General features: G+C 65.8%; 17 protein-coding genes. 10 read left to right on the plus strand and 7 right to left on the minus strand.

Annotated elements, in window-relative coordinates; genetic code table 11:
* The first annotated feature begins 202 nt into the window (after window positions 1-202).
* The 4 genes from UNPF46_RS28205 to UNPF46_RS28225 all read left to right on the plus strand — a co-directional run bounded on the left by UNPF46_RS28205 (window position 203) and on the right by UNPF46_RS28225 (window position 4,270).
* Window positions 203-1,936, plus strand: a complete 1,734-nt coding sequence (locus tag UNPF46_RS28205) for an adenylate/guanylate cyclase domain-containing protein (RefSeq protein ID WP_142252174.1) — start codon at window positions 203-205, stop codon at window positions 1,934-1,936.
* Window positions 1,937-2,152: 216 nt separating this feature from the next.
* A complete protein-coding gene (gene sorA, locus UNPF46_RS28210; protein WP_142252175.1) occupies window positions 2,153-3,352 on the plus strand; it encodes a SorA family sulfite dehydrogenase catalytic subunit in 1,200 nt (399 codons plus the stop codon).
* 12 nt (window positions 3,353-3,364) lie between these two features.
* On the plus strand, window positions 3,365-3,673 hold the full coding sequence (gene sorB / locus UNPF46_RS28215; RefSeq protein ID WP_174719006.1) for a SorB family sulfite dehydrogenase c-type cytochrome subunit: 309 nt from the start codon (window positions 3,365-3,367) through the stop codon (window positions 3,671-3,673).
* 396 nt (window positions 3,674-4,069) lie between these two features.
* Window positions 4,070-4,270 carry a cold-shock protein gene (locus UNPF46_RS28225; protein ID WP_008563500.1) on the plus strand — a complete coding sequence of 67 codons (201 nt, stop codon included), beginning with the start codon at window positions 4,070-4,072 and terminating at the stop codon, window positions 4,268-4,270.
* A gap of 173 nt (window positions 4,271-4,443) precedes the next feature.
* On the opposite strand, the gene UNPF46_RS28230 is transcribed toward UNPF46_RS28225, so the two are convergent.
* Window positions 4,444-4,905, minus strand: coding sequence for an Lrp/AsnC ligand binding domain-containing protein (locus UNPF46_RS28230; protein ID WP_142252177.1), 462 nt, complete (start codon window positions 4,903-4,905; stop codon window positions 4,444-4,446).
* A 114-nt stretch (window positions 4,906-5,019) separates the two neighbouring features.
* Here UNPF46_RS28230 and putA point away from each other — a divergent pair, with 114 nt between their 5' ends.
* From putA to UNPF46_RS28245, 3 genes are all read left to right on the plus strand, one after another.
* A complete protein-coding gene (gene putA / locus UNPF46_RS28235; protein WP_142252178.1) occupies window positions 5,020-8,031 on the plus strand; it encodes a bifunctional proline dehydrogenase/L-glutamate gamma-semialdehyde dehydrogenase PutA in 3,012 nt (1,003 codons plus the stop codon).
* 115 nt (window positions 8,032-8,146) lie between these two features.
* Window positions 8,147-9,352, plus strand: a complete 1,206-nt coding sequence (locus tag UNPF46_RS28240; RefSeq protein WP_142252179.1) for a CaiB/BaiF CoA transferase family protein — start codon at window positions 8,147-8,149, stop codon at window positions 9,350-9,352.
* Window positions 9,353-9,505: 153 nt separating this feature from the next.
* Window positions 9,506-10,153 (plus strand): glutathione S-transferase family protein, encoded by a 648-nt coding sequence (locus UNPF46_RS28245; protein WP_142252180.1) that lies wholly within the window; start codon window positions 9,506-9,508, stop codon window positions 10,151-10,153.
* Between the two features lie 165 nt (window positions 10,154-10,318).
* Here the strand turns inward: UNPF46_RS28245 and UNPF46_RS37730 are convergent, their stop codons facing one another.
* The 6 genes from UNPF46_RS37730 to UNPF46_RS28275 form a co-directional block, all read right to left on the minus strand.
* Window positions 10,319-10,483: a hypothetical protein gene (locus tag UNPF46_RS37730; RefSeq protein WP_181770152.1), complete on the minus strand. Its 165-nt coding sequence runs from the start codon at window positions 10,481-10,483 to the stop codon at window positions 10,319-10,321.
* A 26-nt stretch (window positions 10,484-10,509) separates the two neighbouring features.
* On the minus strand, window positions 10,510-12,030 hold the full coding sequence (locus UNPF46_RS28250; protein WP_142252181.1) for a hypothetical protein: 1,521 nt from the start codon (window positions 12,028-12,030) through the stop codon (window positions 10,510-10,512).
* 92 nt (window positions 12,031-12,122) lie between these two features.
* Entirely contained in the window at window positions 12,123-13,115 is a 993-nt protein-coding gene (locus UNPF46_RS28255; RefSeq protein ID WP_181770157.1) for a hypothetical protein, read from the minus strand.
* A 455-nt stretch (window positions 13,116-13,570) separates the two neighbouring features.
* A complete protein-coding gene (locus UNPF46_RS28260) occupies window positions 13,571-14,068 on the minus strand; it encodes a TPM domain-containing protein (protein WP_142252183.1) in 498 nt (165 codons plus the stop codon).
* Between the two features lie 5 nt (window positions 14,069-14,073).
* Window positions 14,074-14,973, minus strand: coding sequence for a TPM domain-containing protein (locus UNPF46_RS28265; RefSeq protein ID WP_181770153.1), 900 nt, complete (start codon window positions 14,971-14,973; stop codon window positions 14,074-14,076).
* Window positions 14,974-15,111: 138 nt separating this feature from the next.
* Window positions 15,112-15,720 (minus strand): LemA family protein, encoded by a 609-nt coding sequence (locus UNPF46_RS28275; RefSeq protein ID WP_100178068.1) that lies wholly within the window; start codon window positions 15,718-15,720, stop codon window positions 15,112-15,114.
* A 177-nt stretch (window positions 15,721-15,897) separates the two neighbouring features.
* Here UNPF46_RS28275 and UNPF46_RS28280 point away from each other — a divergent pair, with 177 nt between their 5' ends.
* The 3 genes from UNPF46_RS28280 to UNPF46_RS28290 are packed head-to-tail and all read left to right on the plus strand — an operon-like array spanning window position 15,898 to window position 19,108.
* Complete coding sequence (locus UNPF46_RS28280; RefSeq protein WP_142252185.1) at window positions 15,898-16,752, plus strand: enoyl-CoA hydratase; 855 nt, start codon at window positions 15,898-15,900, stop codon at window positions 16,750-16,752.
* 4 nt (window positions 16,753-16,756) lie between these two features.
* The gene (locus UNPF46_RS28285) at window positions 16,757-17,896 is read left to right on the plus strand and encodes an acyl-CoA dehydrogenase family protein (RefSeq protein WP_142252186.1); all 1,140 of its coding nucleotides are present in this window, start codon (window positions 16,757-16,759) and stop codon (window positions 17,894-17,896) included.
* A 15-nt stretch (window positions 17,897-17,911) separates the two neighbouring features.
* Window positions 17,912-19,108, plus strand: coding sequence for an acyl-CoA dehydrogenase family protein (locus tag UNPF46_RS28290; protein WP_142252187.1), 1,197 nt, complete (start codon window positions 17,912-17,914; stop codon window positions 19,106-19,108).
* Window positions 19,109-19,133: the final 25 nt, after the last annotated feature.

Consider the following 19,133-nt stretch of genomic DNA (forward strand, 5'->3'; position numbering starts at 1 on the left):
GATGACTCGGAGTTGCCGGCCCGCCCCGCAACCGCTCTCCGGGGTTATGGATCCCGGATCGGCGCGCGCCAGAGGGCGCGCTTGTCCGGGACGACAGCGGAGTGGGAGGCGCCTTGCCGCGCATGTGATCTCACAGCCTGTCCACATCGGGAATTAACCGCTACGCTGGCTGTTCTCCTTGGTGAACTGATACAACCACATCATGGCCATCGCATCTGCACAATTGTCCGAACTCGTCCGCGCGACCAGCGTGCGGCAGGTGCGGCTGGTCTGCGGCTTGATCCTGTTCTCCTACGTGATCAGCCATTTCCTCAACCATGCGCTCGGCAATATCTCGGTCGAGGCCATGGAGGCCGGGGTGTACTACCACACCGCGTTCTGGCAGTTCCTCCCCGTTGCGATCGTGTTCTACACCGCCGCGCTCACCCATATGGGGCTCGGCATCTACGCGCTGTATCAGCGCCGCCAGTTCCGCTGGCGCACGATCGAGCCGCTGCAGCTCGTGCTGGGCCTCAGCATACCCGCACTGGTCATGGCGCACGTGGTCGGAGTGCGGCTCGGCTACACGCTGTACGGTCATCAGAAGCTCTATCCGCAGGAGCTCTATCTGTTCTTCGTCGCCGCGCCCGGCCGGCTGTGGCAGATGACGATCCTGCTGCTCGTCGCCTGGGTGCACGGCTGCATCGGCCTCTATTTCTGGCTTCGTCTCAAGCCGTTCTTCACGCGTGCCGCGCCCTATCTGCTCGCCGCCGCCGTGCTGGTCCCGACGCTGTCGCTGCTCGGCATCTATCAGGGCGGCCGCAACGTCGCCTTCGAAGCCGATGACGGGGAATGGCGCACGCACAATCTCACCCGCCGTCAGGTCGGCACGACGGCCGAGGCCGCGACGCTCGACCGCATCACCGGCGCTTTCACCATCACCTATTTCGGGCTGCTGGGTCTGGCGCTGGCGGCGCGCGGCGTGCGGGCCTGGCGCGAGCGGCGCGGCGGCATGATCGCGCTGTCCTACGGCAACGGCAGGACGGTGCGGGTCCCCAAGGGCCTCTCCGTGCTGGAAGCGAGCCTGCGGCACAATCTGCCCCATGCCAGCGTCTGCGGCGGCCGCGCCCGCTGCTCGACCTGCCGCATCCGCGTCATCGGCGATCATGCCGTCCTGCCCGAGCCGTCGCAGCGCGAGGCCTTCGTGCTCACCCGCGTCGGCACCAACGATCCCTCGATCAGGCTGGCCTGCCAGTTGCGGCCGACCTCCGACCTCTCCTTCTTCCAGCTCTTCACGCCGCAAACATCGTCTACGAGCGCACACGCCTCGGCGCCGGCGAGCATCGGCCAGGAGCGCTATCTCGTTAGCCTGTTCGTGGACATGCGCGGCTCGACGCAGCTCGCCGAGAAGCGGCTGCCGTTCGACACCGTGTTCATCGTCAACCGCTTCCTCGGCGCGGTGTCGCAGGCCGTGATCGAGAATGGCGGCCAGCCGAACCAGTTCGTCGGCGACGGCATGCTGGCGCTGTTCGGGCTCACGGCCGATCCGCAAACCGCTTGCCGCCAGGCGCTGAAGGCGGCTAGCGGCATCGCCACCCATATCGACGAACTGAACCAGCTCCTGAGCCACGATCTTCGCCAGCCGATCCGCTTCGGCGTCGGCATTCACGGCGGCGAGGTCATCATCGGCGACATCGGCTATCGCGATCACATCGTCTTCACCGCGCTGGGCGATGCCGTCAACGTCGCCGCCCGCCTGCAGGACATGACCAAGACGCTGGCCTGCGAGGCGATCGTCTCGGACGAGATCCGCAGCACGGCGGGCCTCGCCGACGATGCGCTGCCGCAACAGGAAGTCGCGATCCGCGGCCGCGACGAGCCGATGGCCGTGCGCGTGGTGACGGACGCAAGGGAGCTGGCGGCGCTGGTCGATCGCAGGGAGCGCGTCGCGGCCTGATGTTCGCCTCTCCCCGCAAGCGGGGCGAGGGAGCCCACCGCCGCCGCAGAGAGAACTTGGCCACATGCTTGTCTCCGTGACACCGGCCTGCTGCAACGCAGCGGCATGGGCCTGCTGCGAAAGCACGAATTGACTTCATCTCATTCGTTGCGACAGATGAGCGCAGGATCGCGGTGATGACCGCTGATTCAACGAAAAGCTCCGGGAGGAGACCCTATGTTCGATCGACGCGACCTGCTCAAAGGGGCGGGCTTTGCCGCACTTGCGGCCACACTGAATTCCACCAGGACCTTGGCACTCGACACCGTCACGCTCCCCTTCGCCAATGGCGAACGGCCGTTGGTGAAATATCCGCAGAAGCGGGCAATGATCGGCCTCACCAGCCGGCCGCCGCAGCTCGAGACGCCGTTTGCGATCTTCAATGACGGCCCGATCACGCCGAATAACGCGTTCTTCGTGCGCTATCACCTCTCCGACCTGCCCTACAATCTCGACCCCGACAAGTTCACGCTGGAGGTCAAGGGCAAGGTCGACAAGCCGCTGAAACTGTCGCTGAAGGACATCAGGAAGATGAAGGCGACGGAGATCGTCGCCGTCGCGCAATGCTCCGGCAACAGCCGCGGCTTCTTCGAGCCGCGCGTCGCCGGCGGCCAGCTCGCCAACGGCGCCATGGGCTGCGCGCGCTGGCGCGGCGTGCCGCTGAAGGCCGTGTTGGAGATGGCCGGCGTGCAGAGCGGCGCCAAGCAGGTCACGTTTGGCGGCATGGACGGCCCGGTCAGCGACAAGACGCCCGATTTCGTCAAGGCGCTCGACATCGCTCACGCCAGTGACGGCGAGGTGATGCTGGCCTATGGCATGAACGGCGAGGATTTGCCGTTCCTCAACGGCTTTCCGCTGCGCCTGATCGTGCCCGGCTATTACGGCACATACTGGGTCAAGCACCTCAACGAGATCACCGTCATCGACAATGTCTATGACGGCTTCTGGATGAAGTCGGCCTATCGCATCCCCGATACGCCTGATAATTCGATCGAGCCCGGCACCGCGCCGAAGGCGACGATCCCGATCAACCGCTTCACCATCCGCTCCTTCATCACCAGCGTGCCTGACGGTGCCAAGCTGAAGGCCGGCCGCACGACGCTGCGCGGCATCGCCTTCGACGGCGGCAAGGGCATCAAGGAGGTCCAGGTCTCCACCGACGGCGGCAAGAGCTGGGTGAGCGCCAAGCTCGGCAAGGACCTCGGCAAGTACGCCTTCCGCGAATGGAAGCTGCCGGTGAAGCTCGCGGCGGGCAATGTCGAGCTCAAGGTGCGCGCCACCGGCAATGGCGGCGAGACGCAGCCGGATACGCCGCGCTGGAACCCGGCGGGTTATCTGCGCAACGTCGTCGAAACCGTTCGCGTCAGCGTGGCGTGAGGGAGAATGATCATGCAGCGCACCGTCCTCCTCGCCATCACGCTTGCCCTCGCCACCGGCCTTGCGGCCGCGACCGCGGCGCCCGTCAACTACCAGCTTCCGGACGAGGTCGCCGCCTTCAAGCCGGGCCCCAATCTCGAGGTCGTCAAGGGCAATTGCAGCGCCTGCCACTCGGCCGACTACATCAAGACGCAGCCGCCGATGAAGGACAGGAAAGGCTTCTGGCAGGCCGAGGTGACCAAGATGATCAAGGTCTATGGCGCGCCGATCGACGATGCCGACGTCGGCAAGATCGTCGATTATCTGGCCGCGACCTATTGACGGACGGCGCGCGCTTTATTCTCACCCTCCCCTGGAGGGGGAGGGTCGATCGCGCGGAGCGCGAGCGGGGTGGGGTGATCTCTCAACACGAACAGCGCTCGATGCGGAGAGACTGTCACCCCACCCCGCTACGCATTGCGCTACGCTCCATGCGTAGCGACCCTCCCCCTCCAGGGGAGGGTAAGAAAGAACGTTACCGCAGCCCGCCACTCATTTGACCGCGAAACGGGCAAAACCGGCAAAAGCGCCGCGAAGTTGAGCGGAATTCGGCGAAATGCCGATGTGGTTTGAGCTACCAAGCCCGCCACATTCCGCGTATCCTGTTAGGACCGAACCGGCCGGTTGGCGGGGACTGGCGGTTCGAGATCTCGGAGGAAGACCCGCGGAGAAGTCGTGATGGCTAAAGGTACGGTCAAGTGGTTCAACCCGACGAAGGGTTATGGATTTATCCAGCCTGCGTCGGGGGGCAAGGATGTGTTCGTGCATATCTCGGCAGTGCAGAAAGCCGGTTTGTCCACGCTCAACGAGGGACAGACGGTGGAATACGAAGAGATCGCAAACCGGGGCAAGACCTCCGCAGAGAACCTCAAAGTATAAGCCCGCCAGCCTTTGCTGCCTCCCGGAACAACTTCCGGGAGCGGGCCAAAGAAAATTTCAGAAGACGGCCAGTGCATTCGACGACAGGCGTTGCGATTGCACGAGGATAACTATTTTTCCTGGGAAGACCGCACGTTCAACGCCACAGCAATGACAATCGCGACGGCATGTCGTCAGCCCACCGGCAACGGTGCGTCGCGCTTGATCTCTTCCATCACCGCATAGGTCCGCGTCTCGCGCACGCCCGGCATCGACAGCAGGGTCTCGCCGAGAAAGCGTCGATACGCCGCCATGTCCGCCAGCCGCGCCTTCACAAGATAGTCGAAGCCGCCGGCAACCATGTGACACTCCAGAACTTCAGGCGCGAGCTTCACCGCGCGCGCGAACCGTTCGAAATTGTCGGGCGTGGTCTTGTCGAGCAGCACCTCGACGAACACGAGCAGGCCGAGGCCAAGCCGGTGCGGGTTGAGCCGCGCGCCATAGCCTTCGACGAAGCCCTCGCGCTGCAGGCGCTTCAGCCGCTCCCCGATCGAGGTCGGCGACAGCCCGATGCGCTCGGCGAGCTCGACATTGGCGATTCGCCCATCCTCCTGCAAAATCGAGAGGATCTTCCGGTCGCTTCGATCCAATTCCATAGTTTATCTGGCCAATCCGCCCTTCATCCTCATTTTGTAAGGCATACGGTCTAATTTGTCCATCGAACTACGGTCAAACGGACCTTATCCTGGATTTCAGCCACAGGACATGCCATGCCGAACATCCCGCCACCCTTCACCGCGCCCTACGCTCCTGACGATGCCGAGATCGCCGCCCGCCTGTTGCCGGCCTCGCATCTGGCCCCGCCGCAGGAGGCGCGGATCGACCGCACCGCGACGCGGCTGATCGAGGCGATCCGCAAGCGCGACGACCGGCTCGCAGGCAATCTTGGTGGCGTCGAGGACATGCTGCGGGAGTTCGCACTCTCGACCAAGGAGGGCCTCGCGCTGATGGTGCTGGCGGAAGCACTGCTGCGCGTGCCGGATGCGCGCACCGCCGACCAGTTCATCGAGGACAAGCTCGGCGAGGGCGACTTCATCCACCACGAGACCAAGTCCACCGCCTTCCTGGTCAACGCCTCGGCCTGGGCGCTCGGTCTCTCCGCGCGGGTGATTCAGCCCGGCGAGACGCCCGACGGTACCATCGGCCGCCTCGTGAAGCGGCTCGGCGCGCCGGCGGTGCGCACCGCGACTCGCCAGGCGATGCGGCTGATGGGCAATCACTTTGTCCTCGGCGAGACCATCGAGCAGGCGCTGGAGCGGGGTAAGCCGCGCTCCGGCCAGAAGTCGCGCTACTCCTTCGACATGCTCGGCGAAGGCGCGCGTACGGCGGCCGATGCCAAGCGCTATTTCGATGCCTATGCCAGCGCGATCGAGACCATCGGCAAGGCGGCTGGCGCGCACCCCCTGCCCGACCGGCCCGGCATCTCCGTCAAGCTCTCGGCGCTGCATCCCCGCTTCGAGGCGATCAGCCGCGACCGCGTGATGTCCGAGCTGGTGCCGCTATTGCTGGACCTCGCCCAGCACGCCAAGGCGCATGACCTGAACTTCACCGTCGATGCCGAGGAAGCCGACCGGCTGGAGCTGTCGCTCGACGTGATCGCGGCGACGCTCGCCGATCCCTCGCTTGCCGGCTGGGACGGATTTGGCCTTGCGATCCAGGCCTATCAGAAGCGCGCGAGCGCGGTGATCGACTATGTCGATGCACTGGCCCGTGCGCACGGCCGCAAGCTGATGGTGCGCCTCGTCAAGGGCGCCTATTGGGACACCGAGATCAAGCGCGCGCAGGAGCGCGGGCTCGACGGCTATCCCGTGTTCACACGCAAGGCGATGACGGATCTGAACTACCTCGCCTGCGCGTCGAAGCTGCTGGCCTTGCGGCCGCGCATCTTCCCGCAATTCGCCACCCACAATGCGCTGACGGTCGCGACCGTGCTGGAGCTCGCAGCAGACGGCGGCGCCTTCGAGTTCCAGCGCCTGCACGGCATGGGCGAAGCGCTGTACGAGCAGCTCGCCAGGGACCACCCTGAGATCGCATACCGCACCTATGCGCCGGTCGGCAGTCATCGCGATCTGCTGGCCTATCTTGTGCGGCGGCTGCTGGAGAACGGCGCCAATTCCTCGTTCGTGGCGCAGGCCGCCGATTATCGCGTGCCCGTTACGGCGCTGCTGCAGCGTCCGGCGGATGCGATCCTCCGGCCGCAAGCGGCGGCGCATCCCAAAATTCCGCTGCCGGGCGATCTGTTCGCGCCGGAGCGGCGCAATTCGCGCGGCGTCGAGTTCGGCGCACGCCTCGCGCTCGATCAGTTGCTGGCAGATGTGAAGGCCGAGGCCGCCGACCTCAAGCCCATTGCGGATGCCACACCGGATCAAACCAACGCGGCGGTTGTCGCGGCGTGTGCCGGCTTTGCGGCCTGGAGCCGGATGCCGGCGGGCACGCGCGCGGCGGCGCTGGAGCAGGCGGCGCATCTGCTCGAGAGCCGTGGCGCGCATTTCATCGCGTTGCTCCAACGCGAAGGCGGCAAGACGCTCGACGATGCGCTGTCGGAGCTGCGCGAGGCCGCCGACTTCTGCCGCTATTATGCCGCGCAGGGTCGCAAGCTGTTCGGCAGCGAGATGGCCATGCCCGGCCCGACCGGCGAGAGCAACGCGCTCGCCATGCGCGGCCGCGGCGTGTTCGTGGCGATCTCACCCTGGAATTTTCCGCTGGCGATTTTCCTGGGCCAGGTCACGGCGGCGCTGATGGCCGGCAACTGCGTGGTGGCGAAACCGGCCGAGCAGACGCCGCGCATCGCGCGCGAGGCCGTCGCCCTGCTGCACGAGGCCGGCATCCCCAAAAGCGCACTGCAGCTGGTCACCGGCGACGGGCGCATCGGGGCCGTGCTGACCGCGCATGCGGACATCGCGGGCGTCGTCTTCACCGGCTCGACCGAGGTGGCGCGCTCGATCAACCGGACGCTCGCCGCCAAGGACGGGCCGATCGTGCCGCTGATCGCGGAGACCGGCGGCATCAACGCCATGATCGCGGATGCCACCGCTCTGCCCGAGCAGGTCGCCGACGACGTCGTGACCTCCGCCTTCCGTTCCGCCGGCCAGCGCTGCTCGGCGCTGCGGCTGTTGTTCGTGCAGGAGGACGTCGCCGACCGCATGATCGAGATGATCGCGGGCGCCGCGCGCGAACTCAGGATCGGCGATCCCTTGGATGTCGCGACTCATGTCGGTCCTGTGATCGACATGGAGGCCAAGCAGCGGCTCGATGCGCATGTCGCGCGGATGAAGACCGAGGCGAAGCTGCATTTTGCAGGCCAGGCGCCGGAAGGCTGCTTCGTCGCGCCGCACATCTTCGAGCTCAAGGAGGCCGGCCAGCTCACCGAGGAGGTCTTTGGCCCGATCCTGCACGTCGTGCGCTATCGTGCCGAAAACCTCGAGCGCGTGCTGCAGGCGATCGAGCGCACCGGCTATGGGCTAACCCTCGGCATTCATTCGCGCATCGACGACACGATCGAAGCCATCATCGACCGCGCCCGGATCGGCAACGTCTACGTCAACCGCAACATGATCGGCGCCGTGGTCGGCGTGCAGCCGTTCGGCGGCAACGGCCTGTCCGGAACCGGCCCCAAGGCCGGCGGCCCGCATTACCTGGCGCGCTTTGCCACCGAGCAGACCGTGACGATCAATACGGCCGCAGCCGGCGGCAACGCGGCGTTGCTTGCGGGTGAGGAGTGAGGCCCTGCGCCGGGCGCCGTTGCATCCCGCGGAGACATCGGTCTAATGCTGCCATGATGAGCCCGCGCCAATTCCAGCGCGCGGGAAACGACAAGAGCGAGGGAGCAACGCCGCGATGGAAAAAGGCATCTTTTCCGGCCTGAAAGTTCTGGACTGCGCGAGCTTCATCGCAGCGCCCGCGGCCGCGACCGTGCTGTCGGATTTCGGCGCCGACGTCATCAAGATCGAGCCGCCCGGCGCCGGCGACCCCTATCGCAACCTGCCGAACCTGCCGGGCTACCCCACCGGCGAGCACAATTTCGCCTGGCTGCTCGAGGCCCGCAACAAGAAGAGCATCGCGCTCGACCTCGCCAAGGCAGAGGCCCAGGCGGTGCTCTACAAGCTGGTCGAGGAAGCCGACGTCTTCATCACCAACATGCCGCCGCCGGTGCGCGCCAAGCTCGGCATCACCTATGACCATCTCGCCCATCTCAACGACCGGCTGATCTACGCGTCCTTCACCGGCTATGGCGAGAAGGGCGAGGAGGCCAACAAGCCCGGCTTCGACAGCAACGCCTATTGGGCGCGCTCCGGCCTCATGGACCTGGTCCGCGCCGACACCGATACGACCCCAGCCCGCTCGGTCGCCGGCATGGGCGATCATCCCTGCGCCATGGCGTTCTACGGCGCCATCGTCACCGCGCTGTATCAGCGCGAGAAAACCGGCAAGGGCTCGCACGTCGCCTCCAACCTGATGGCGAACGGCGTATGGGCCGCAAGCGTGCTGGCGCAGGCCAAGCTCTGCGGCGCCAAGTTCGGCGAGCGGCGCCCGCGCGAGCGCGCGCTGAACGCGGTCGCCAACCACTACCAGTGCAAGGACGGCCGCTGGCTGATCCTGTCGCTGCTGAGCGAGGAGAAGCAGTTTCCGGCGCTGGCCAAATGCCTGGGCCGCGAGGACTTGATCAACGATCCGCGCTTCGCCACCAAGGCGGACCGTCACGCCCGCTCGGTGGAATTGATCAAGATTTTTGACGAGACCTTCGCCACCAGGGATCTTGCCGAATGGCGCAAGATCCTTGACGGCAACGGCCTCGTGTTCGGCGTCGTCGCCATCCTCGACGACATCCCCAACGACAAGCAGATGCTCGACAACGAGGTGCTGGTGCCGTTCGAGAACGACACCATGCTCACCATCTCCAGCCCGATCTGGATCGACGGCGCCAAGAAAGTGCAGCCGCGCAAGCCGCCTGCGGTGGGCGAGCACAGTGACGAGATTTTGCGCGAGGCGGGATACGACGAGGCCGCGATCAGGCAACTGCGGGGGTCGGGAGCGGTGGGGTAGGAGCGCGCCGCATATCGTCGTCCCGGGGCGCGCGAAGCGCGAGCCCGGGATGACGGCGGAGATGCATTTCTGGATTGCTTCGCTGCGCTCGCAATGACGATGCGGAACGATGTAGCTTCTGTCACAACGTCCTGCATTGTCTCACGAGGCCCCATGCCCCTCTACCGCCTGCACTACTTCCCCGAATCCGGCAACAGCTACAAGCTGGCGCTGATGCTGACGCTGTGCGGCGAGACGTTCGAGCCGGTGTGGACCGATTTCGCCGGCGGCGTCACGCGCACGGCGGAATGGCGCAAGGCCGTCAACGAGATGGGCGAAATCCCGGTGCTCGAAGTCGACGGCGTGAAGATGACGCAAACCGCGCCGCTCTTGCTCAAGCTTGCCGAGCAGTACGGCCGCTTCGGCGCCGAGACCGAGGACGAGAAGTTCGAGCTGCTGCGCTGGCTGTTCTGGGACAACCACAAGCTCACCGGCTACATGGCGACCTACCGCTTCATGCGCGCCTTCACCGAGAAGAACGACCCGCAGGTGCTGAAGCACTTTCGCCGCCGGCTGGAGGACTTCCTCGGCATTCTCGACGGGCATCTCCAGCACAATGAATTCGCGATCGGAGCGAAGCCGACGGTCGCCGATATCTCGATGATGGCCTATCTGCACTATCCCAGCGACGAGCACGGTTTCGATTTCGGAACGAGCCACCCCGCCATCCAGGGCTGGCTCGGCCGCATGGCCGCGCTGCCCGGCTGGAAGCCGGCTTACGAATTGCTGCCGGGCAAGCGGATGACGAACCACGCAAAGTGAGGCTTCTTCCCCTCTCCCCGCTTGCGGGGAGAGGGTTAGGGTGAAAGGGAGTCTCCGCGAGGACGGTGAGAGTTGGGCTCGCGGAGCCCCCCTCACCCGCCACGCTTCGCGTGTCGGCCTCTCCCCGCACGCGGGGGGAGGCGAAGAGAAAGCTCGCATCGCGGCTTACCGCAGCGACAGCCAGCCGAGCGTGAATAGGATCCCGCCGGCGATGACGGCCACCGCCACCGCCCAGATGCTGACGCGGGTGCTGCCAATGACCTGCTTGGCTTCCTCATTGCGCGCGATCTCGCGATTGCGCGCCTTGTTGGCTTCGCTGGTGTCCGTCATGAATCATCCAAATCGCTTTTGCGGGCTCAACGCGTCTTGATGAAGCACATGCCGATGCGGCGTGAGGCCGCGGCGGCCTGACAGGTCAGACCGTTAGCACAGCTCCATGACGTAAAACTCGCATCTCGCGTTCCAGGTCCCGCGTCCTGCAGGAAACAATGCGCGCCCCAGCCGTCCTGATACTCGCTGCCGGCGAGCTCGCGGCTGCCGCGGGTCTGTGGCCGGCTGGCAAATCCGCGTGAGAAATCAGGGCGTTTGCTGCCGGCGAAGGCGGTCAGGATGTCGCGACGGCGGGGCTGGTCGCCGAGAAAGTGCGGCGACGCCGGCACGATGGTGGAATTGGACGGCTTGTCGGCCAGCCAGTCGACGCCGGGGAAATGGAAGCCGCCAATGCCGCGGGTCTGGTGGCAGCCGGCGCAGGTGACGTCGTTGAGACGGCGCTGGAAGCCGGCCACCGAGCGGATGTTCTGCATGTCGCCGCGTGCGGCCGCCCGCTTCAACGCACCGACCACGTCGTTGTCGGTGAAGACCGGCTCGCCTTTGCCCTCCCCCTCCGCCTGCATCATGCCGAATTCCGGCTGCAGCGCCGAAGCATCGAGGCCGGCCGGCGTCGGCACCACTGCACTTCTGGCCAGGAATTTCTCAGGGATCAGCACAGTGCCGCGATCGAACGCGCGAAGATGCTCGGGTTCGAGCAGCCAATCCTTGAACTCGCGCCGAAGCGCGTCGTCCGCCATGATCCGGTCGCGGTCGATCTGGTTCTCCAGCACCGCTTCCGCGAACGTCTTCGTGGCCGCGTCGTACTTGAACACCTTGAGCAGATAGTCGGAGCGGAAGTCGTGCAGCGCCGATTTCGCTGCGACCGATATCTGGATGTTGGTCTCGATGCGATCGAGCATCGCGTCGTCACGACCGCCGATCAGCTCCTGCCAGTTGCCGTTGGCGAGCCAGCGGCGCGCAATCTCGGCGCAAGTGATCGGCCTGCCGTCGGCGTCAGCCTGGCGAGCATCGCGCGCCTTCATCACCAGATTGAACGTCATCGGCAGGCGTGTCGCGGTCTTGCCGCCGTCGAAACGCGCCAGACGATAGATCAGCCGGATCTCGCCACAGGACTCCTCGCCGACATAGGCGCGGTCCATGCGGTTGACGATGCCGGCCAGCACGAAGCGCGTGTCGGGGGAATTCAGATTGGCCCGATCGAACAGCTGCACGTCAAAGCCTTCGCCGACGCCGATGGTCTCGGTCGGCCAGGCTGCCTTCTGCCGCGCAATGTAGCGGTCGAACTCCGCGTCGATCGCCGGCGGAATATCCTTGAGCTGGGGCAGCGATGCGAACAGCCGGTCGGTGGTCAGCGCACCACCCGCCTTGCGCTCCGGCGACACCAGGCGCGAGATCGTGAGAGCGTCGCCCTCGTCGAGCCTGCGCAAGAGATCGGGATCGATGATGGCGGTGCCACGCGTCAGCGGCGCGGTCTCCGCGGCCGATAGCGCGGCGGTGCCGCCAAACAGGACGGTGGCGGCAAGGAGAATTCGCAACGCACGGCTCATGCCTGAGGTAACACCGCGGTGGCCGGCCTATTCAAGCAGAAAGGCGCTTCACATGGTGGTGAAGCGCCTTTCGAAAGTCGTATCTCAGCCGCTCAGCGCGAGACGATCAGCCCCTTGCTGGTGACGACGACCCAGCGGCCATCCTGGCGGCGGATCGCGTCGACACGGCCGACGCCGGGGATGGGATCGCCGGGATAGACCTCGTAGAGGCCGTCTCGGCCCTCGATCAGCGCACCGCCATTGGCGGCATTGCGCAGCCGCCAGCCTTCGATCGTCGGCATACGGCCGACCTCGGTCTTGGGGGCGGCGGCCACTGGGGCCGGTGCCGCGGCAGCGGTCGCAACCTGCTGGGCAGGTGCAATCGAGCCGGTGGTCTCCTTTGCCGGCGCTGCTGCGGCGGCCTGCGCGGGAGCGGCGGGCGGCGCGGCGCGGAGCTTGTCGACGGTCTCGGACAGCTTTGCGATCCTGGCCATCGGCTCGGCCTGTGCCTTCTCGAGCTTGTCGAGACGATCATTGGCCCGGTTGAACTGATTGATGCCGGTCTTCGCGCTGTGCTCGACATTGGCCTTGAGCGCGACGAGGTCGGCATCGATCCGGGCAACCGAAGCATCGAGCGCGCTGGTGTCGGCGACCTGCACCGGCGCCTGGGCCGGACTTGCGAAATGCATCATGCCGGCCGTTGCGAGCGCGCCGCTGATCGCGCCGACGCTCGCCGCGATCGCCACCACCGCGGCCATCGCCGACAGGCGGCGCTTGCCGGTCTCGCGCGGCTCTTCCGCCTTCACATGCGGGGAAAAATCCTCGCGGTCCCAAGAGCGGTCCGAGGACGCCATGACGATCAGCTTGCCGGGCTTCGGCTCGGGCTTGGTTTCGGCTTTGGCTTCGAGCTTCGGCACCTCGATCCGGGATGCTTCGATTTTTGGCGGCTCGACCTTGATCGGGTCAGGCTTGACCGGATCAGGTTTGGGCGGCGCCTCATGGTCCGGCGCAATCGAGGGAGCCTCGATCCCAGCGGCCTCGACGGCCTGCGGCGCGGTCGCAGCAGCTTCGACGACGCCGGTGTCCTGGGCAGCCTGCTCGGGCATTGGTTCGCTCACGGCTCAAATACTCCAGTCTGGGTTGACCTTTTGGTAACTTTCATTGCTTGCGAAATCCTTACCTACGGACCCGCTTACCGAAATTTTAGGAAGTCATCAGGGGCTGAATTGAGCCGGGAAGATGGAACCGGTGTGGCGGGCGTGAAACAATTTGTAACCGGGGCAAGATGAACGGCGGCGGAATGCCTGACACACGGCGCGCCCGTCAACCCGTCATGCTGAGGTGCGAGCGGCGCGGTGCGTAGCAGCACGCCGGGAGCCTCGAAGCATGAACGGCCGAGTTGCTCCAGCCGGGCCGTCGCCCTTCGAGGGCCGCTGAAGAAGCGGCCACCTCAGGGTGACGGTGAGAGAGTTAGGCTCGCTGATCCAACAGCGTCATTGCGCGCGACGAAACAATCCAGAGTCCCTCCTCGCAATGACGGAGGGCGCGAAGCGCGCTCCGTTCACATCACGACCGGCGTATCCGGCAGCTCGTTCGGATGCGATGCGGCCGGCGGAAAATGCCGCGCCAGTTCGCCCGACACCGCTTCGATGCCGTCGATCACGCCGCGCTCGAACTGGCCGGACCTGAACTCCGTCTCCATCGCGCGGCAGATGCGCTCCCAGCCCCCGGCACCGACCTTGGCGTGAATGCCGCGATCGGCGACGATCTCGACGTCGCGGTCGGCGAGCAGCAGATAGATCAGGACGCCGTTATTGTGCGCGGTATCCCAGATGCGCAGTTGCGCGAACACGTCGAGCGCGCGCTCGCGGGCCGGCTGGTTGCGGAACAGCGGCGCGCCGTCGAGCGCGCCTTCGACGACGAAGCGGACCTGGCCCGAATGAATGGCCTCGCCGCGCTTGATCGCCTGCTCGATGCGGGCGAGCACGGCGGGCGTAAAAATCTGCTTCGCCCGCCAATGATGCTGCACGAGATGTCTGGCAATGCGCTTGATGCTCATGACCGCTACCAGCTCCCCGAGGCGCCGCCGCCGCCAAAACTGCCGCCACCGCCGCTGAAGCTGCCGCTGTCACTGCTGCTCGACGATCCGCTGCTCCAGCCGCCCGAGGAAGAGCCGCTCGACCAGGAGCCGCCGCGCGAGCGGCCGGTACCCGGCGTGATCGCCGAAAACAGGTCGGCGACGAATCCGATGACGAAGCCGAGACCACCCAGCGCGAGGGCAAGTCCGAACGATCCGAGGATGAACCAGGTCAGCGTCGCAATGATGCCCCCGGTCACCAGCGATCCGAGCAGCCGTCCCAGCATGGCGCGGAAGGCGCCGCCGATGCCCACCGAGACGAACAGCGTGACGATGAAGAGCGGTGCGAGATCGTCGAGACTGCCGAAGTTCACGGTTGGAGAGGGAACCGGCAGCGGCTCGCCGTCGATCACCTTGATGATACGATCGACGCCGTCCGAGATGCCGCCGGCGAAATCGCCGCTCCTGAATTTCGGCGTGATGATTTCGTCGATGATCCGCCGCGAAGTGACGTCGGTGAGCGCGCCTTCGAGGCCGTAGCCGACCTCGATGCGCAAATGCCGGTCGTTCTTGGCGACGACGAGGATCGCGCCGTCGTCGATCTTCCTGCGGCCGATCTTCCAGGCCTCCGCGACACGGATCGAGAATTGCTCGATCGTCTCCGGCTGCGTGGTCGGCACGATCAGCACGGCGATCTGGCTGCCCTTGCGCGTCTCGAAGTCACGCAGCTTCTGCGACAGCGACGCAATGTCGCTGCTGGAGAGCGTGCCGGTCTGATCGACGACGCGGCCGGTGAGCTGGGGCACGGCGACGTCGGCGGAGGCGGGGAAGGCAAAGGCGAGGAGGAGCGTTGCAACGATGACCGCGCACCACACACTCGGTGTCATTGCCCGGCTTGACCGGGCGATCCAGTATTCCAGAGGCGCCAGCGGGATACGGAGAAGCCGCGGCGTACTGGATTCCCCGCTTTCGCGGGGAATGACAGTCGTGGGTGGGGCGAAGCGCATTCGCGAAATGACGTGCACTTACTTCGACGGCGCAGGCGCCGGATTGAAATCGACCTTCGGCGCGGTCGAGATCTCCTTCTCGTTCGCCACCGAGAAGTTCGGCTTCTCCTTGTAGCCGAACACCATCGCGGTGAGATTGCTCGGGAACGAGCGGATGGTGACGTTGTAGTCCTGCACCGACTTGATGTAGCGGTTGCGCGCTACCGTGATGCGGTTCTCGGTGCCCTCGAGCTGCGACATCAGATCCTTGAACAGGGCGTCCGACTTGAGCTGCGGATAGTTTTCGGTCACCACCAGCAGCCGCGACAGCGCGCTGGAGAGCTCGCCCTGGGCGGCCTGGAACTTCTGGAAGGCGGCCGGATCGTTCAACACCTCGGGCGTCGCCTGGATGCTGCCGACCTTGGCGCGGGCATTGGTGACGCCGAGCAGCACGTCCTTCTCCTGCTGGGCAAAGCCCTTCACCGAATTGACGAGATTGGGCACGAGGTCGGCGCGGCGCTGATACTGGTTCACGACCTCGGACCAGTTCGCCTTGATCTGCTCGTCCTCGCTCTGGATCGCGTTGTAGCCGCAATTGGTGAGGCTCAGCGAGGCCAGCGCCGCCAGCACGGTCAGGATCTTGCGCATTAAATTTCTCCCGGTGGAATCCGGCACAAACTACCAGATCGGACCCGCAAGACGCCAGACGTCTTGCATCGCTCTCAAGGCGCGAAAAGCAGCCGACTGACGCAAGCCTCTTGCCTATCCCTGACCGACATAGTCAACTTGGCGAAACAATAAGACGGAATGCCAGGGGGAAACGCGATGACCTCGTTCGAGACCATCCTCGTGGAACGGCCCGAGCCCGCGATCACCCGGATCGTGATGAACCGGCCCGAGGCGCGGAATGCGCAGAACCTGCAGATGACCTACGACCTCAACGCTGCCTTCGATGCGGCGGTGCAGGACGATGCGGTCAAGGTGATCATCCTCGCCGGCAACGGCCCGCATTTCTCCTCCGGCCATGACCTGCGTCCCGGCGGCAAGAACGCCGCCGGCGTCGATTTTCCGCCGATCGGACATTGGGGCGGTTTCGCCGAACCGAATGCCCATGGCCGCTTCGCGCGCGAGCAGGAAATCTATCTCCAGATCACGCGGCGCTGGCGCAATCTCGCCAAGCCGACGATCGCCGAAATCCACGGCAAGTGCATCGCCGGCGGGCTGATGCTGGCCTGGGCCTGCGACCTGATCGTCGCCAGCGACGACGCGCAGTTCTGCGACCCCGTCGTCGCCATGGGCGTCTGCGGCGTCGAATGGTTCGTGCATCCCTGGGAGCTCGGCCCGCGCAAGGCCAAGGAGTTCCTGTTCACCGCCGACAACTGGAGCGCCGAGGAGGCGCACCGGCTGGGCATGGTCAATCAGGTCGTGCCGCGCGCGGAACTATCATCGCGCGTGCTGGAGCTGGCGCGACGAATCGCGGCAAAGCCGTCCTTCGCGCTGAAGATGACCAAGGAGGCGGTGAACCGCTCGGTCGACGTGATGGGCCAGCCCGCCGCGATCGACCAGGCCTTTGCGCTGCATCAGCTCTGTCACGCCCATAATCTTCAGGAGTTCGGCATGATCGTCGATCCATCCGGCCTGCATCCCTCCGTGCGCAAGCCGCCGGCGGCCGCGGAGTAGAACCATGGACCTCAATCTCAGTGACGAGCAGAAGCTGCTGCGCGAGAGCGCGGAGCGTTTCGTGGCCGGCAGCTACGATGCCGATCACCGCCGCAAGATGGCGAACGATCCGCTGGGCTTCAGCCCTGCGGTGTGGAAGCAGTTCGCCGAGCTCGGCTGGCTGGCGCTGCCTATCCCTGAGGAGTTCGACGGGCTCGGCGGCGGCGCGATCGACATCGGCATCCTGATGGAAGCCTTCGGCCGCGGACTGGTGTCCGAGCCCTATGTCGCGACCGTGGTGCTGGGAGCCGGGCTGATCGCCAGATGCGGCACGACCGAGCAGAAGCAGGCAAGCCTGCCCAAAGTAGCGGACGGGTCCCTGAAGCTCGCCTTCGCGCATTCCGAGCGCGCAGCGCGGTTCGATCTCGCCAAGGTCGCGACGTCAGCGACCAAAACCGCGCAAGGCTGGCGTCTTTCCGGCAGCAAAATTGCGGTGCTCGACGGCCACGCTGCTGACGAGATCATCGTCTCCGCGCTCATCCACGACCATCACGGTCCATCAGGGCGGATCGGTCTGTTCGTTCTGCCAGCGACGGCGGACGGCCTTGCGATGTCGGACTACGCGCGCCTCGGCGGCGGGCGCGCCTGCAACCTCGAGCTGGCCGACGTGCATCTGCCCGAAGACGCGCTGCTCGGCGACGGCCATGACGCGCTGCCCGCGATCGAATGGGCCGTCGACCGCACCATGGCCGCATTAGGCGCGGAAGCCGTCGGCATCATGCAGACGCTGCTGGAGACCACGCTCGACTACACCAAGATCCGAAGGCAGTTCGGCCGGCCGCTCTCCGCCAACCAGGTGATCCGCCACCGCCTCGCCGACATGGCGATGCAGGTCGATGAGGCGCGCTCGATGGCGCTGCGGGCGGCGCTCAAGGTGGACAGCCCGCCGACCGAGCGGGCCCGGGCCGCGTCGGGCGCGAAAGCCAAGATCGGCAAATGCGCCCGCTTCGTCGGCGAGCAGTCGATCCAGCTCCATGGCGGCATGGGCGTCACCGAGGAGCTCGAGGTCGGCGCCTATTTCAAGCGCCTCGTCGCCTTCGACACGCTGTTCGGCGGCAGCGCGCATCACTATGCCCGCCACGCCGAGCTTGGCCGCAGAGCCTGACACCGGGAGAGCCTCATGGATCTGTCATTCAATGCCGAGGAGCGTGCCTTCCAGAGTGAGGTGCGCAGCTTCATCGCCCGGAATCTCACCGAGGAGATGAAGCGCGCGACTGCGCTGACGCCATCGGTGTTCTCCGACCCCGACATCGGCATGGCCTGGCAGCGCGCGCTGCACGCCAACGGCTGGGGCGCGCCGGGCTGGCCGGTCGAATACGGCGGCCCGGCCTGGACGCCGGCGCAGCGCTGGATCTTCGAGACCGAATGCGCGCGGGCCGGCGTGCCCAATGTCAACGTGATGGGCGTGAAGATGGTCGGGCCCGTCATCATCGGCTTCGGCAGTCCCGAGCAGAAAAACTTCTACCTGCCGCGGATTCTCTCCGGCGAGGACTATTGGTGCCAGGGCTATTCCGAGCCGGGCTCCGGCTCCGATCTCTCCTCGCTGAAGACGCGCGCGGTGCGCGAGGGCGACGACTATATCATCAACGGCACCAAGATCTGGACCACGCATGCCCACCACGCCAACCGCATGTTCGCACTGGTGCGCACCAGCGACGGGCCGCGGCAGCAGGACGGCATCAGCTTCATCCTGATCGACATGAAGACGCCGGGCATCACGACGCGCCCGATCCTCACCATCGGCGGCGACCACGAGGTCAACCAGGTGTTCTTCGACGACGTCCGCGTACCCGTCGCCAACCGGGTCGGCGAGGAGGGCAAGGGCTGGACCTACGGCAAATATCTGCTCGAGTTCGAGCGCGGCTCCGGCATCGCCTCGGCCAAGCTCCGCGAGGGCTTGAAGGCGATCTCCGATCTCGCCGAGTCCGATCTGACGGGCCGCGCCATCGATAGTCCCGATATCGCCGCGCGCATCTCCGAGGTCGAGATCGACATCGACGCGCTGGAGATGACCGAGCTGCGCGTGCTCTCGGCGCTGCAAACGGGTCAAAATCCCGGCGCGGTGTCGTCGATCCTGAAGCTGCGCAACAGCGAAATCCGCCAGGCCGTGACGCGCTTAGGTGTCGACGTGATCGGCCACGACGCGCTCGCCGTCGAGCCGATGCGCCCGCTCTACAAGCTCAACCACGAGCCGGCGACGCCTGAGGAGATGCTGACGGTGGTGCCGGAATATCTCAACGGCCGCGCCTACACCATCTTCGGCGGCACCTCGGAGATCCAGCGCGATATCATCGCGAAGATGATGCTGGGGATTTGACTCCGGTAGCCCGCACTCCGCTGTC

It is taken from the genome of Bradyrhizobium sp. UNPF46, assembly GCF_006658625.1.
Taxonomy (GTDB): domain Bacteria; phylum Pseudomonadota; class Alphaproteobacteria; order Rhizobiales; family Xanthobacteraceae; genus Bradyrhizobium; species Bradyrhizobium nitroreducens.

Coding starts and splice junctions, on each gene's coding strand:
- UNPF46_RS28205 (WP_142252174.1), top strand. CDS start 203: ATGGCCATCGCATCTGCACAATTGTCCGAACTCGTCCGCGCGACCAGC.
- sorA (WP_142252175.1), top strand. CDS start 2,153: ATGTTCGATCGACGCGACCTGCTCAAAGGGGCGGGCTTTGCCGCACTT.
- sorB (WP_174719006.1), top strand. CDS start 3,365: ATGCAGCGCACCGTCCTCCTCGCCATCACGCTTGCCCTCGCCACCGGC.
- UNPF46_RS28225 (WP_008563500.1), top strand. CDS start 4,070: ATGGCTAAAGGTACGGTCAAGTGGTTCAACCCGACGAAGGGTTATGGA.
- UNPF46_RS28230 (WP_142252177.1), bottom strand. CDS start 4,905: ATGGAATTGGATCGAAGCGACCGGAAGATCCTCTCGATTTTGCAGGAG.
- putA (WP_142252178.1), top strand. CDS start 5,020: ATGCCGAACATCCCGCCACCCTTCACCGCGCCCTACGCTCCTGACGAT.
- UNPF46_RS28240 (WP_142252179.1), top strand. CDS start 8,147: ATGGAAAAAGGCATCTTTTCCGGCCTGAAAGTTCTGGACTGCGCGAGC.
- UNPF46_RS28245 (WP_142252180.1), top strand. CDS start 9,506: ATGCCCCTCTACCGCCTGCACTACTTCCCCGAATCCGGCAACAGCTAC.
- UNPF46_RS37730 (WP_181770152.1), bottom strand. CDS start 10,483: ATGACGGACACCAGCGAAGCCAACAAGGCGCGCAATCGCGAGATCGCG.
- UNPF46_RS28250 (WP_142252181.1), bottom strand. CDS start 12,030: ATGAGCCGTGCGTTGCGAATTCTCCTTGCCGCCACCGTCCTGTTTGGC.
- UNPF46_RS28255 (WP_181770157.1), bottom strand. CDS start 13,115: ATGCCCGAGCAGGCTGCCCAGGACACCGGCGTCGTCGAAGCTGCTGCG.
- UNPF46_RS28260 (WP_142252183.1), bottom strand. CDS start 14,068: ATGAGCATCAAGCGCATTGCCAGACATCTCGTGCAGCATCATTGGCGG.
- UNPF46_RS28265 (WP_181770153.1), bottom strand. CDS start 14,973: ATGACACCGAGTGTGTGGTGCGCGGTCATCGTTGCAACGCTCCTCCTC.
- UNPF46_RS28275 (WP_100178068.1), bottom strand. CDS start 15,720: ATGCGCAAGATCCTGACCGTGCTGGCGGCGCTGGCCTCGCTGAGCCTC.
- UNPF46_RS28280 (WP_142252185.1), top strand. CDS start 15,898: ATGACCTCGTTCGAGACCATCCTCGTGGAACGGCCCGAGCCCGCGATC.
- UNPF46_RS28285 (WP_142252186.1), top strand. CDS start 16,757: ATGGACCTCAATCTCAGTGACGAGCAGAAGCTGCTGCGCGAGAGCGCG.
- UNPF46_RS28290 (WP_142252187.1), top strand. CDS start 17,912: ATGGATCTGTCATTCAATGCCGAGGAGCGTGCCTTCCAGAGTGAGGTG.